This is a genomic window from Micromonospora vinacea (genome assembly GCF_015751785.1).
In the GTDB taxonomy this organism is placed as follows: Bacteria; Actinomycetota; Actinomycetes; order Mycobacteriales; family Micromonosporaceae; genus Micromonospora; species Micromonospora vinacea.
In genome coordinates, this window is the sequence record NZ_JADOTY010000001.1 from 7,240,111 (window position 1) to 7,253,775 (window position 13,665).

Here is a 13,665-nt window from a genome sequence, read left to right on the forward strand (position 1 = left end):
GCGGCGCCGATCCGGATTGGACGAATGTGACCTCCGCTGGTCGCCGACGCGGCTGCGGTCAGCCGGCCGGCGTCAGCGGGCGGCGAGCAGCGCGGCCGGGGTCGCCCCCGCGAACTGGTGGAAGTCCCGGATCAGGTGGGACTGGTCGTAGTAGCCGCAGCCCGCCGCCACGGCGGCCCAGTCGACGGCCCGCCCGGTCGCGCCGACCTGGGTCGACGCCGCGTGGGCCTGCTGGAAACGCAGCAGCCGGGCGGCCATCTTGGGCGGCAGCCCGACCTCCTGCCGGAACCGGGACGCGAGGTGCCGGCGGCTCCAGCCCAACTCGTCGGCGAGCACCCCGACGCTCCCCCGCCCAGCATCGGCGACGAGCCACCGCCACGCCCAGTCGAGCCGCGGGTCCACCGGCGGGGACGCCGCCAGCCGGGCGGTGAGCACCCTGTCGAGCAGGGCGAACCGCTCCGGCCAGCCGGGGGCCTCGGCGAGCCGGCCGCGCAGCCGATCCAGCCAACGGCCCGGGAGTTGCCCGACGCCGACGGCCCGATTGGTCAGCTCGCTCAGTGGCAGGCCGAGGAGCCGACGGGCGGTCAGCGGGGCGAGCAGCAACTCGACGCCCTCCCCCACACCCACGGTGCGCGTGGTGCACCAACTGTCGAAGGTGCCGGCCACGAACGAGTCGACAGCTGTGACACCGCGCTCCGCGCTGCGCGGGTCGGTCACGTCCAGCGGAGCGCCCCAACCCAGGATCAGCACCACGAAGACGCCCGCCGACTCCCGACGGACCAGTGGCACGTCCGCCCGTTCCCGATAGCCCACGTATCTGTCGACGAATGGACGCAGGCTGGCATCGGGCAGACCGAGGACCATCTCGCCGATCGGCACCACCGTCGTCAACAGTGCCCGCCCTTCGCGTGACCCGGTCGGCCGGACCCCAGCGGAGCGCTGGGCGTGGCCGACCGGGTGGCTGTCACTTCACCCCGGCGGCGTCCATGCCGCGCAGCTCCTTCTTCAGGTCGGAGACCTCGTCGCGGATCCGGGCCGCCAACTCGAACTGCAGCTCGCGGGCGGCGGCCAACATCTGGTCGTTGAGCTCCTGGATGAGCTGGGCGAGGTCGGCGCGGGCCATCCCCTCCCGCGAGGTGGTGCCGGCGGCGGACCGGCTCCGGCTGCGGGTCTCCTTGACCGGCGCCTTGCCCCGGGAGAGCTGACGCACCGCGCCCCCGACCCGGGAATTCTCGGTGTCCTCCGCCTCGCGGTAGATGTCGTCCAGGATGTCGTGGATCTTCTTGCGCAGCGGCTCCGGGCTGATGCCGTGCGCCTCGTTGTGCGCGATCTGCTTGGCCCGACGCCGATCGGTCTCGTCGATCGCCGCCGCCATCGACGGGGTGATCTTGTCGGCGTACATGTGCACCTGACCGGAGACGTTACGGGCGGCCCGCCCGATGGTCTGGATCAGCGACCGGCCGCTGCGGAGGAAGCCCTCCTTGTCGGCGTCGAGAATCGCCACCAGCGACACCTCGGGCAGGTCCAGACCCTCGCGGAGCAGGTTGATGCCGACGAGCACGTCGTAGTCACCCTTGCGCAGCTCGCGCAGCAGCTCCACCCGGCGCAACGTGTCGACCTCCGAGTGCAGGTAGCGCACCCGGATGCCGTTCTCCAGGAGGTAGTCGGACAGGTCCTCGGCCATCTTCTTGGTCAGCGTGGTGACCAGCACCCGCTCGTCCCGGTCGGTCCGCAGCTTGATCTCGTGCATCAGGTCGTCGATCTGGCCCTTGGTCGGCTTGATCACGACCTCCGGGTCGACCAGACCGGTGGGTCGGATCACCTGCTCGACGAACTCGCCCTGGGCCTGCTCCATCTCCCACGTGCCGGGGGTCGCGGAGAGGAAGACCATCTGGCCCACCCGCTCCAGGAACTCGTCGAAGCGCAACGGCCGGTTGTCGGCCGCGCTGGGCAGCCGGAAGCCGTGGTCGATGAGCATCCGCTTGCGCGACGCGTCGCCCTCGTACATGCCGCCGATCTGCGGGATGGTCACGTGCGACTCGTCGACCACTGTGAGGAAGTCGTCGGGGAAGTAGTCGAGCAGGGCGTGCGGCGGGCTGCCGGGCAGCCGCCCGTCCATGTGCATCGAGTAGTTCTCGATGCCGGAGCAGAAGCCCACCTGCCGCATCATCTCGATGTCGTAGGTGGTGCGCATCCGCAGCCGCTGCGCCTCCAGCAGCTTGCCCTGCCGCTCCAGCTCGGCGAGGCGCTCGGCAAGCTCCACCTCGATGTCGCGGATCGCCCGCTCCATCCGCTCCGGACCCGCCGCGTAGTGGGTGGCCGGGAAGATCACCAGCTGGTCGACCTCGCGGACCACGTCACCGGTCAACGGGTTGAGGTAGTAGAGCTTCTCCACCTCGTCACCGAAGAGCTCGATGCGGATCGCCAGCTCCTCGTACGCCGGGATGATCTCCAGGGTGTCGCCGCGGACGCGGAAGGTGCCGCGCTGGAAGGCCATGTCGTTGCGGGTGTACTGGATGTCGACCAGCCGGCGCAGCAACTGGTCACGGTCGAGCTCCTGCCCGACCTGTGCCTTCACCGCCCGGTTGAGGTATTCCTCCGGGGTGCCCAGACCGTAGATCGCCGAGACGGTCGCCACCACGATCACGTCGCGGCGGGTGAGCAGCGACATCGTCGCCGAGTGCCGCAGCCGCTCCACCTCCTCGTTGATCGAGGAGTCCTTCTCGATGTAGGTGTCGGTCTGCGGGATGTACGCCTCGGGCTGGTAGTAGTCGTAGTACGACACGAAGTATTCGACAGCGTTGTGCGGCAGCAGCTCGCTGAACTCCTTGGCCAACTGCGCACAGAGCGTCTTGTTCGGGGCGAGCACCAGGGTGGGGCGTTGCAGCCGCTCGATCAGCCACGCCGTGGTGGCGCTCTTGCCGGTGCCGGTCGCGCCGAGCAGCACTGTGTTGCGGTCGCCACGCCGAACCCGGCGCTCAAGTTCGTCGATGGCTGCCGGTTGGTCGCCGGCCGGCTGAAACTCACTGACGACCTGGAAGCGGCTGTCCAGCCGGGGAATGTCAAGCGCCATGCCGTCAACGGTACGCCGGAGGTCCGACAGGAACGGCCGTCACGGCAGGTACGTGATCAGCTTCAATATTCCCATTGTGTGGCCCATGTCACCGGGACTACCCTCTTCATGTAGGCCGCTCGCGGCGGCCGACCGGGCCGGTGGCCAGGCCAACATCACGGCCGGTCACCCCCGGCACTGCGGTCGCAGCACCCGGCTCGTCCGGCGTGCGCACCCGTGTGGTCGCGCTCGAGGCGCAGACCGGCCGCCGCGAGCGCCCCTGCTCGTCACCCCGGCGCGTCCCCGCCCGTTTCACCTCCGTGGACACCTCTCCGACCCCGGCGCCCGACACCGCCCGCACCGCCACACCCCGACCGGAGGCCGGAAGCACCGGCAACGGCCCGGCCGGCGGGGGCAGTGGCCCAACCAGTGGTGGCAGCGGCCCGGCCAGCGGCAGCGGGCGGCACCACACCGGCTCGGCCGGTGGCGCCTCGGTGGCCGGCCGGACCAACGACGCCAAGAGCAGGTCCACGGCGAGCCGGACCAACGACACCAAGAGCAGGTCCACGACCGGCCGGTCCGCCGGCGGGGCGCGCCGAGCCACCGTCGGCCGCAAGACCGACGACACGCGCCGGGCCGCCGCCGCGCGGAGCCTCGCGGAGAACCGTGACACCGCCCGCCGCGACGACACCCCGGACACCGCCGACACCACCGGCGCCGCCGACACCACCGGCCCGACCTCGGCCGGCCGTCGTCGGCGTACGGTGCTGCTGTTGCTCGGTCTGACGGCGGTGACCTCCGCGACGGCCCTGGTGCTCGGGCTGTTGAGCTGGGCGCCCGACCCACCCGAGCCGGCCCGGCCGCTGACAGTGGCGGAGAGCGAGCGGCTGGCCGCCGTGCGGGTCACCAACCTGCGGGACCTGCGCGCCGGTGTACGCGTCACGGCCGGCACTGGCGCCACCCGCATCGAGCTGGTGGGCTGGGTGGACTGGTCCCGGTCGCTGCTCTACCTCGACGTTGGCGGGCCGGGCGCGGGTGCCGAACGCGGGCTGTTGCAGAAGAGCGGCCCGGTGCTGGTGATCCGGCCCGATCCGGCGGCGGTACCCACTCCCGCCGCGCCACCACTGGTAGCCCCGGAGGACCGGTGGCGGCTGCACCGACTGGCACCCAGGGCGCAACTGGCACCGGTGCTCGACCTGCTCCTCGACCTCGCCGCCGACCGCCCGGACACCACGACCCGGACGGCGCCGTCAAGCGGAGCACGCTGGATCGCCCGGGAGACCGTGCCGGCCGGAGCACTGGACGTCATACAGGCACCGCTGGCTCGCGGCTTGCCGGCCGCCAGCACCGCGATCGGTACCCCCGGCGCCGCGACGCCCGCCCCGGACGGACAGACCCGGTACTGGCTGGACCAGGACGCCCGGCTGCACAAGCTGGTGACCCGGCTGCCCGGCGCCGGCCCGGTCACGATGATCTTCAACCGGGCCGACCGGCCGACACTACGTCCGGTGGACGCACTCGGCGGCCGACCCGGTCTGCCCCGCGCGCTGACCGACGCCGAGCAACGTCGGCTCGACCGGCTGCCAGCCCGACTCCGCGCCCAGGGTGGCGCCACGCTGACGCTGACCGCGCCGATGGGCACGACCACGAACCTGCGGGGCGCCGGCTGGCTGAGCTGGACCGCCCGTAGCGCGTACCTCGCGGTCGCCGACCTGGGCGTACCCGATCGCCGGACGCTGCTGCGACGCGACGCCGCCGGTCTGGCCCGGGCGGACCTGCCGGCGGCCAGTGCCGGCGGCGGCACCGCTGAGGCGCCGGCCCGGCCGCCGTTGCCGCCCCCGGCCGTGGCGTGGCGGGTCTCCCGACCCGGCCGGGACGCCCTGAGCGTGCTGGTCGACGCCGCCGTGACCGCCGGATCCGTCGGGCACCGCGGCACCGCCGTGCGGGTACGCGAGGACGTCGCCGCCGGACGGACCGTGGACATCATCGAGTCGGGTCCGGCGGACGCGCGGCTGCGCTACTGGATCGACCGCGACGGGTCGCTCCGCCGGCTCGAGTTGCGGACCGACGCCGGTGCGTGGGCCCACCTGGATCTCCGCCCTGCCGTCGTACCGCGACTGGCCGCCAACCCCCGGCCTGCCGCCCCTCGACCATCAGCCCCTCGGTCTTCGGCCCCTCGGCCCGGTGCCCGCTGACCTCAGGGGCGCCAGCCGGTCTGCGCGGCCCACTGCTCGGCCCGCAGGTACTCCTCGTCGAACCACGGGTTCCGGGCCGTGCCGGAATCGCCGACCTCCGGCGCCGCGTCGACCAGGTCCCGCTTGAACATCAGGTAGGCGGCCCGCTGATCCGGGTCGGCACGCAGGTGGTCGCGCATCAGCAGCGCGTACCGCCAGCCCGGCGAATCCGCCAGCCGCACGTGCAGACGAACCGAGCGGGCCGGGTCCGCGCTGCCATGCAGCCGCTTCTCCCACCGGCCCCGGCCGGCCGGACGCGGGTCGTCCCACCACTGCCCCGGCACCCGCGGGAACCCGGCGTTCGCCAGCCGATCGGCCAACGGCCCGTCGGCGTCGGCGAGGCTGGAGACCGCCACCTGCACGTCGATGACGTTCTGGGCGGCCAGACCGGGCACCGCCGTCGAACCGATGTGATCGATCCGTAGGGCATCCGAACCCAGCGCGTGCTGGATCCGGGCGGCCAGCCGCGCGTACTGCTCCGGCCAACTCGCGTCGGCCCCCGCCAGCTCGGCCGGAGCCGGTGGAACCACCCGCCGCTGGCGCAGGTTGTCCTCATAGGGCACCAGCCGCTGCTTCCAGAGCAGGTCGACGGCGTCGTGCAGCGCCGTCAGACTCCCGTCGTTGGTCAGCACCACGTCCGCCGCCGCCCGGCGGCGGGCGTCGTCGGCCTGGGCGGCGATCCTCCGCTCGGCCTCCGCGCGACCCATCCCCCGGTCGCGCGCCAGCCGCTCCAGTCGGGTCGACACGGCCGTCTGCACCACGACCACCAGGTGGTACGTCGGCGCGAGACCCACCTCGACCAGCAGCGGTACGTCGTTGACGACGATCGCGTCAGGTGCCGCCGCCGCGGCCAGCTCGGCGGTACGGGCCCGCACCCGGGGGTGGGTGATCGCCTCCAGCCGACGCCGGGCGCTCTCGTCGGCGAACACCACCGCTCCCAGGGCGGCACGGTCCAGCGCGCCATCGGCGTCCACCACCGCGTCGGAGAAGGCGGCCACGATCTCGGCCAACCCGTCCGTACCCGGCGCCACGACCTCCCGGGCCACCCGGTCGGCGTCGATGAGCACCGCGCCCCGCTCGACGAGCCGCGCGGCCACCGCGCTCTTGCCCGACCCGATCCCGCCGGTCAACCCCACTCTCAGCACCCGAACAGTCAACCGGATCAACAAGCCCGCCGCCAAACCCACGCACGGCCCGGCGACCTCCCAACCACCCCGCCCCAAGCCGCGACCGCGCCCGTCCCGGCTCCCCGCGCCCCGCGCCCCGCGCCGGGCGCCCGGCGCCCGGCGCCCCGCGCCCCGCGCCAAGATCTCCACAACTTCCCCGATATTGCTGCCTCCGACAAGCAGGAGACAGCAACATCCCCGATATTGCGCGGATCTTGACGACGAACGCCGCCCCCCGACAGACCGGGACCAGGGTTCGGGCGCCCACGGGCCGCCAAGATCGCGCTCGAACCAGGATGTAGTGGTGTTCGGTGCCCGGGAGGCCCCTCCATCATGGATCGAGCGCGATCTTGGGCGGTCGGCGTCAGCCGCGCATGCCGCGCCCACGGCGGCGCCCCGGCCCGCGGGAGCGCCGCGCCCACAACTCGCCTGGGGCACCCGAGGCCGCAACTCGCCCGGGCAACTCCCCGCCCGCAGCTCGCGCGGGGCACGGCGGGTACGGCGAGGGCCCCGCCCCCAGCGATCCGGAGATCGCGGGGACGGGGCCCGTCGTCGTTCAGCGGGTCACTTACCGCCGGCGAGCTTCTCCCGCAGTGCGGCGAGCGCCTCGTCGGTGGCCAGCGTGCCGGCCGGCTCCTCGGCCTGCCGGCTCGGGGCCGGGCTGGACGAGGAGGTGGTGCCACCGCCACCGCCACCGGCAGCGGCCGGAACGGCCGGAGTCGGGTTGGCGGCAGCCTCGGCGTCGGCGGCCCGAGAGGTCTGCACCTGCTTGGTGTGGGCCTCCCAGCGCAGACGAGCCTCGGCGTACTGGTTCTCCCAGGTCTCGCGCTGCTTGTCGTACCCCTCGAGCCACTCGCCCGTCTCCGGGTCGAAGCCCTCGGGGTAGATGTAGTTGCCCTCGGTGTCGTACGTCGCGGCCATGCCGTAGAGGGTCGGGTCGAAGTGCTCCTCGCCCTCGACGAAGCCCTCGTTGGCCTGCTTGAGCGACAGCGAGATCCGGCGACGCTCCAGGTCGATGTCGATGACCTTGACCATGACCTCGGAGCCGACCTGGACGACCTGCTCCGGGATCTCCACGTGGCGCTCGGCCAGCTCGGAGATGTGGACCAGGCCCTCGATGCCGTCGTCCACGCGCACGAACGCACCGAACGGCACCAGCTTGGTGACCTTACCCGGCACGATCTGCTGGATCGCGTGGGTGCGGGCGAACTGCCGCCACGGGTCTTCCTGGGTCGCCTTCAGCGACAGCGAGACCCGCTCGCGGTCCAGGTCGACGTCCAGGACCTCGACCTCGACCTCCTGGCCCACCTCGACGACCTCGGACGGGTGGTCGATGTGCTTCCAGGACAGCTCGGAGACGTGCACCAGACCGTCGACGCCGCCCAGGTCCACGAAGGCGCCGAAGTTGACGATCGAGGACACGACGCCCTTGCGGACCTGGCCCTTCTGCAGCTTGTTGAGGAACTCGGTGCGCACCTCGGACTGCGTCTGCTCCAGCCAGGCCCGGCGGGACAGGACCACGTTGTTGCGGTTCTTGTCCAGCTCGATGATCTTGGCTTCGAGCTCCCGCCCGACGTACGGCTGCAGGTCGCGCACACGACGCATCTCGACCAGGGACGCGGGCAGGAAGCCGCGCAGCCCGATGTCGAGGATGAGGCCGCCCTTGACCACCTCGATGACCGAACCGCGGACGACGCCGTCCTCGTCCTTGATCTTCTCGATCGTGCCCCAGGCCCGCTCGTACTGTGCCCGCTTCTTGGAGAGGATCAGACGACCCTCCTTGTCCTCCTTCTGGAGGACCAGGGCCTCGATGTGGTCGCCAACCGTCACAACCTCGGCGGGGTCCACGTCGTGCTTGATCGACAACTCCCGAGAGGGGATGACACCCTCGGTCTTGTAGCCGATGTCGAGCAGGACCTCGTCCCGATCGACCTTGACGACGGTGCCTTCGACAATGTCGCCGTCGTTGAAGTACTTGATGGTCTCGTCGATCGCGGCGAGGAATGCCTCCTCGGAACCGAGATCGTCGTGGGTGACCCGGGTGGCGCTCGAGGGGGCCTCGATGCTGCTCGTCATGTGGGCGGTTGCTCCGGTCGGTGGGTTGTCACAGCAGGCTGGTGTGTCGCAGTGACCTGTTCGCGCCAGCGGATCCGTCGCCGGGCACACCGAACGATCGCCTAGTGAGATCATGATGTGGCTCCGTCGACCGCGCACCTGCTCCCTGCCGAGGCAACGCGATCCGCGAGCGCATCGTCTAGCCTACCGTGCGCATTACCACAGCGTGCAAGCCCTCCCGGGTTCTCTTCGTGCGATGACCTGCGAAAGCCGAACAATCGCCCGGAAATGACCCCTGCTGTCTCCTGCGTCACAGCAGCCCCGCGCGCCACGCTTGCTCGACCCGGTGTCCCCGGCGTGTCCGGCGTGTCCGGCCCGCCCGGACACCGCGAACTTCACCGAAGACGAGACGATCAAGGCCCCCGCGCGAGGAGTCGGGCAGATCGTGGACGCGTCGCCGTACCCACCGGGGTTGGTGGGGCCTAGCGTGAGCGCGTGGATGACGACAGCCGGGTTACCCGGCGCCGGGTGGGTGACGCCGAGGCCCGGCGCGCCAACCGCGGCTGGTGGGACACCGACGCCGACGACTACCAGGCCGAACACGGCGCGTTCCTCGGCGACGTGGACTTCGTGTGGTGCCCCGAGGGCCTGCGCGAGGCCGACGCCCGGCTGCTCGGCGACGTGTCGGGGCGACGGGTGCTGGAGGTGGGCGCCGGCGCCGCGGCCGCCGCCCGCTGGCTCGCCACCCAGGGCGCCCGGCCGGTCGCCTTCGACCTGTCCGCCGGCATGTTGCGGCACGCCGCCAAGGCCGCCGACCGCACCGGGGTACGCGTGCCGCTGGTGCAGGCCGACGCGCTCGCCCTGCCGTTCGCCGACCGGTCGTTCGACGTCGCCTGCACCGCGTTCGGCGCGATCCCGTTCGTGGACGACTCGGCGGCACTGCTCGCCGAAGTGCACCGGGTGCTGCGCCCTGGCGGCCGGTGGGTGTTCTCGGTGACCCACCCGATGCGGTGGATCTTCCTCGACGACCCCGGTGAGGGCGGCCTGACGGCCGTGCACTCGTACTTCGACCGCTCCCCCTACGTGGAGCAGGACGAGACCGGCGTGGCCACCTACGTCGAGCAGCACCGCACCCTCGGCGACCGGATCCGCGAACTGGTCGGCACCGGCTTCCGGCTGCTGGACCTGGTGGAACCGGAGTGGCCGGAGGGACACGAGGGGATCTGGGGGCAGTGGAGCCCGCTGCGGGGCCGGCTCTTTCCCGGCACCGCCATCTTCGTCACCGAGAAGCCCGCCGCCTGAGCGCCGCACGCACAGTGCGACGGCTGTCCGACCGGTCCTCGCTACGACCACACGACGTCGTGCTCGCGGTGGAGATCGTCTCGCCCGGCACGCGACGGATCGACCGGTTCGCGAAGCCGGGCGAGTACGCCGCCGCCGGCATCCAATTCTACTGGCGCATCGAGCAGGACCCGGTGCACGTGTACGCGTACCGGATCGGCGACCGGGTGGGGCCGGGCGGTGAGCGGCAGTACGAGCTGGTCGCCGACGGCGCCGACGTGATCGAGCTGACCGAGCCGTTCGACATCAAGCTGCCGGTCGCCGAGATCACCCCGTAGTCGTTTCGCCCTGGCCGCCTCGGGTAGCCGACGACCATGGCCGAACAGAGATTCCGCAAGGGCGACCAGGTCTCCTGGTCGGCCCACGGCAGCCGCGCGTACGGCGTGGTGCGGGGGACGATCACCGAGCGGACGCGGATCCGCGGGCGGGCCGTGAACGCGGCCCCCGACGACCCGCAGTACCGGGTCCGCAGTGACGGCACGGGCCGCGACGTGGCCCACCGCCCCGAGGCGTTGCGTCATGAGCAGAAGTGACGACGGCCGGGACACCTACCGGGAGTTCACCGAAGCGGTGAACATGAAGCCCGGTGAGCTGTCCACGTGGTTGGAGACCGACGAGTCGAAGCAGGTCGGCTGGCACAAGGGCGGTCAGGCCGGTGGTGGCGAGTCGGTCGGGCACGAGTCCGGTCGGAAGATCATCAATCTGCTCCGTCGTAAGCGCGGCGACCTGTCCGAGGGCGACTACAAGCACATGCGCAAGGTGGTCGGCTACGTACGCCGGCACATGGCGCAGCGCCCCTCGGGCGACGTCCGGGACACCAAGTGGCGCTGGTCCCTCATGAACTGGGGCCACGACCCCCTGAAATAACCACACCACAGATCAGACCAAGGGCGACGGCCCTGATCCACAACGCCAACGCCAACGGTCGCGACCAGGGCAACCCGGTCAGGGTTTCGGGGCAGCCCGACCCACGCAGGGATCAAGCCTGACCGCCCGGAGTGGGTCGGGCTGCCCCGAAACCCCCCACCGCAACCAAGAAACGATCAGTGATCAGCGCTGTTCCAGTCCCGGCCCAGACCGACGGACACCTCCAGCGGCACCGACAGCGGGTACGCCCCGCCCATCTCCCGCCGGACCAGCGCCTCCAACGCCTCCCGCTCACCCGGAGCGACCTCGAAGACCAGCTCGTCGTGCACCTGCAACAGCATCCGTGAACGCAGCCCGGCCTCGCCGAGCGCGGTGTCGACGTGCAGCATCGCCACCTTGATGATGTCGGCGGCGGAGCCCTGGATGGGGGCGTTGAGCGCCATCCGCTCGGCGATGTCGCGGCGTTGCCGGTTGTCGCTGACCAGGTCGGGCAGGTAGCGGCGTCGACCCAGGATGGTGGAGGTGTAGCCGTCCTGGCGGGCCCGGGCGACCACCTGCTGGAGGTAGTCGCGCACCCCGCCGAAGCCGGCGAAGTAGTTCTCCATCAGCCCGCGCGCCTCTTCGGTGCTGATGCTGAGCTGTTGGGACAGGCCGAAGGCGCTGAGCCCGTACGCCAGGCCGTAGTTCATGGCCTTGATCTTGCGGCGCTGGTCGGGGGTGACCTCGTCGAGCGGCACCCCGAAGACCGACGAGGCGGTGGCGGCGTGGAAGTCGGCGCCGGAGTTGAACGCGTCGATCAGCGCGTCGTCCGAGCTGAGGTGCGCCATGATGCGCATCTCGATCTGGCTGTAGTCGGCGGTGAGCAGACTCTCGTAGCCCTCCCCCACCACGAAGGCCCGCCGGATCCGACGACCCTCCTCGGTGCGGATCGGGATGTTCTGCAGGTTGGGCTCGGTGGAGGAGAGCCGGCCGGTGGCGGCCACCGTCTGGTTGAACGTGGTGTGGATCCGGCCGTCGTCGGAGACCGACTTGAGCAGCCCGTCGACCGTCGACTTGAGCTTGGCCACGTCCCGGTGGCGCAGCAGGTGGGCCAGCACCGGGTGCGGCTGCTGCGCGTAGAGCCACTGCAGGGCGTCGGCGTCGGTGGTGTAACCCGTCTTGATCTTCTTGGTCTTCGGCAGACCCAGCTCGGTGAAGAGGATCTCCTGCAACTGCTTGGGCGAGCCGAGGTTGAACTCCCGGCCCACCGCCTCGTACGCGCCCTGCGCGGCGGCCTTCACCTCGGCGGCGAAGTGGGCCTCCAGCTCGGACAGATAGTGGGTGTCGGCGGCGATGCCGGTGCTCTCCATGGTGGCCAGCACCCGCATCAACGGCAGCTCCACGCCGGCCATCAGCCGGGCGGACTGCTCGCCGTCGCGGGACAGTTCGGCGTCGATCGCGTCGGCCAGGTCGAGGGTGGCCCGGGCCTGGAGCATCAGGTTCTGCTCGACCACCCCCTCGTCGCCGAGGCCGTCGAGGGTGAGCTGGCCGGACTCCGGGACGTCGACCCGCAACTCCCGGTGCAGGTAGCGCAGCGCCAGGTCGGTGAGGTCGTAGGACCGCTGGTCGGGGCGGGCCAGGTAGGCGGCGATCTGGGTGTCGCGGACGATGCCGGCGAGCTGCCAGCCGTGCGCGGCGCAGGCCAGCACGGCCGGTTTGCTGTCGTGCAGCACCTTGGGGCGCTGCTCGTCGGCCAACCAGCTGGCCAGGGCGCTCTCGTCGGTCGGGTCGAGCTGCGCCGGGTCGACCCAGGCCGCCGCGCCGCCGGCGGTGGCCAGCGCGAGACCGGTGATCGAGGCGGTGTGCCGGCGGTTGGGGCCGGTGTCGAGCTTGACCGCCAACCCGACCGGGGTGCCGGTCGGGACGTGCGTGGTCAGCCAGCCGGCCAGCGCGCCGGGCTCGGTGAGCACCTCGCCGGTGAGGTCGAAGCCGGACTCGGCCTCCGGCTCAACCGCCTCCAGGTACTGGTAGAGACGGTCGCGCAGGATGCGGAACTCCAGGGTGTCGAAGACCTGGTGCACGGCCTCCCGGTCCCACCCCGTCCAGCGGGTGTCCTCCGGGCGCAGCGGCAGCTCCAGGTCGGAGACGAGGCAGTTGATCTCGTAGTTGCGGATCACGTCGGCGAGCCGCTCCCGCAGGCTGTCGCCGGCCTTGCCCTTGATCTCGTCGGCCCGGGCGATCACGCCCTCCACCCCGCCGTACGTGGTGATCCACTTGGCGGCGGTCTTCGGGCCGACGCCCGGGATGCCGGGCAGGTTGTCACTGGTCTCGCCGACCAGTGCGGCGAGGTCCCGGTACTGCTGGGGCGGGACGCCGTACTTCGCCTCGATCGCCGCCGGGTCCATCCGGGCCAGGTCGGAGACGCCCTTGCGCGGGTAGAGGACGGTGATCTGGTCGTCGACCAGCTGGAACGCGTCGCGGTCGCCGCTGCTGATCAGCACCGACATGCCCTGGTCGCGGGCCTGGGAGGCGAGCGTGGCGATCACGTCGTCGGCCTCGAAGCCCTCTTTCTCCACCACCGGGATCTGCAGCGCGGCCAGGACCTCCTTGACCAGGCTCACCTGGCCCTTGAAGTCGGTCGGGGTCTCGCTGCGGCCGGCCTTGTACTCCGCGTACTTGTCGGTGCGGAAGGAGTGGCGGGAGACGTCGAAGGCCACCACGATGTGGGTGGGCTGCTCGTCGCGGAGCACGTTGATCAGCATTGAGGTGAAGCCGTACACCGCGTTGGTCGGCTGACCCGTCGTGGTGGAGAAGTTTTCCACAGGCAGGGCAAAGAAAGCCCGGTATGCCATGGAATGTCCGTCGACGAGAAGCAGGCGCGGTGTCGTAGCTGTCACGGCAGCGACTCTAGTCCGTCGCACCGACATCCCTGGCCCTCGGCACGGGGTGCCGCGACGCCGAGCCGAACGCC

General features: G+C 71.5%; 9 protein-coding genes and 1 pseudogene. 5 read left to right on the forward strand and 5 right to left on the reverse strand.

The window, feature by feature from the left end; genetic code table 11:
- Positions 1 to 72: 72 nt before the first annotated feature.
- Positions 73 to 882: an AraC family transcriptional regulator gene (locus IW249_RS33620; protein WP_307788845.1), complete on the reverse strand. Its 810-nt coding sequence runs from the start codon at positions 880 to 882 to the stop codon at positions 73 to 75.
- 82 nt (positions 883 to 964) lie between these two features.
- Entirely contained in the window at positions 965 to 3,073 is a 2,109-nt protein-coding gene (gene uvrB / locus IW249_RS33625; RefSeq protein ID WP_196924453.1) for an excinuclease ABC subunit UvrB, read from the reverse strand.
- Positions 3,074 to 3,279: 206 nt separating this feature from the next.
- Here uvrB and IW249_RS33630 point away from each other — a divergent pair, with 206 nt between their 5' ends.
- Complete coding sequence (locus IW249_RS33630) at positions 3,280 to 5,247, forward strand: hypothetical protein (protein ID WP_196924454.1); 1,968 nt, start codon at positions 3,280 to 3,282, stop codon at positions 5,245 to 5,247.
- 2 nt (positions 5,248 to 5,249) lie between these two features.
- Here IW249_RS33630 and coaE read toward each other — a convergent pair whose 3' ends face one another.
- Entirely contained in the window at positions 5,250 to 6,431 is a 1,182-nt protein-coding gene (gene coaE, locus IW249_RS33635) for a dephospho-CoA kinase (protein ID WP_196924455.1), read from the reverse strand.
- Between the two features lie 585 nt (positions 6,432 to 7,016).
- Positions 7,017 to 8,528: a 30S ribosomal protein S1 gene (gene rpsA / locus IW249_RS33640; protein ID WP_091407939.1), complete on the reverse strand. Its 1,512-nt coding sequence runs from the start codon at positions 8,526 to 8,528 to the stop codon at positions 7,017 to 7,019.
- Between the two features lie 474 nt (positions 8,529 to 9,002).
- On the opposite strand from rpsA, the gene IW249_RS33645 reads away from it, so the two are divergent.
- The 4 genes and pseudogenes from IW249_RS33645 to IW249_RS33660 form a co-directional block, all read left to right on the forward strand.
- Positions 9,003 to 9,809: a class I SAM-dependent methyltransferase gene (locus tag IW249_RS33645; RefSeq protein ID WP_196924456.1), complete on the forward strand. Its 807-nt coding sequence runs from the start codon at positions 9,003 to 9,005 to the stop codon at positions 9,807 to 9,809.
- Positions 9,810 to 9,868: 59 nt separating this feature from the next.
- Positions 9,869 to 10,126 carry a Uma2 family endonuclease gene (locus tag IW249_RS33650; protein WP_372433020.1) on the forward strand — a complete coding sequence of 86 codons (258 nt, stop codon included), beginning with the start codon at positions 9,869 to 9,871 and terminating at the stop codon, positions 10,124 to 10,126.
- Positions 10,127 to 10,162: 36 nt separating this feature from the next.
- Positions 10,163 to 10,381 (forward strand): hypervirulence associated TUDOR domain-containing protein, encoded by a 219-nt coding sequence (locus tag IW249_RS33655; protein WP_196924457.1) that lies wholly within the window; start codon positions 10,163 to 10,165, stop codon positions 10,379 to 10,381.
- A pseudogene (locus tag IW249_RS33660) lies at positions 10,368 to 10,712 on the forward strand (DUF3140 domain-containing protein); the annotation flags it as partial. The gene IW249_RS33655 and the pseudogene IW249_RS33660, both read left to right, overlap by 14 nt.
- Positions 10,713 to 10,891: 179 nt before the next feature.
- On the opposite strand, the gene polA reads toward IW249_RS33660, so the two are convergent.
- Complete coding sequence (gene polA, locus IW249_RS33665; protein ID WP_196924459.1) at positions 10,892 to 13,591, reverse strand: DNA polymerase I; 2,700 nt, start codon at positions 13,589 to 13,591, stop codon at positions 10,892 to 10,894.
- Positions 13,592 to 13,665: the final 74 nt, after the last annotated feature.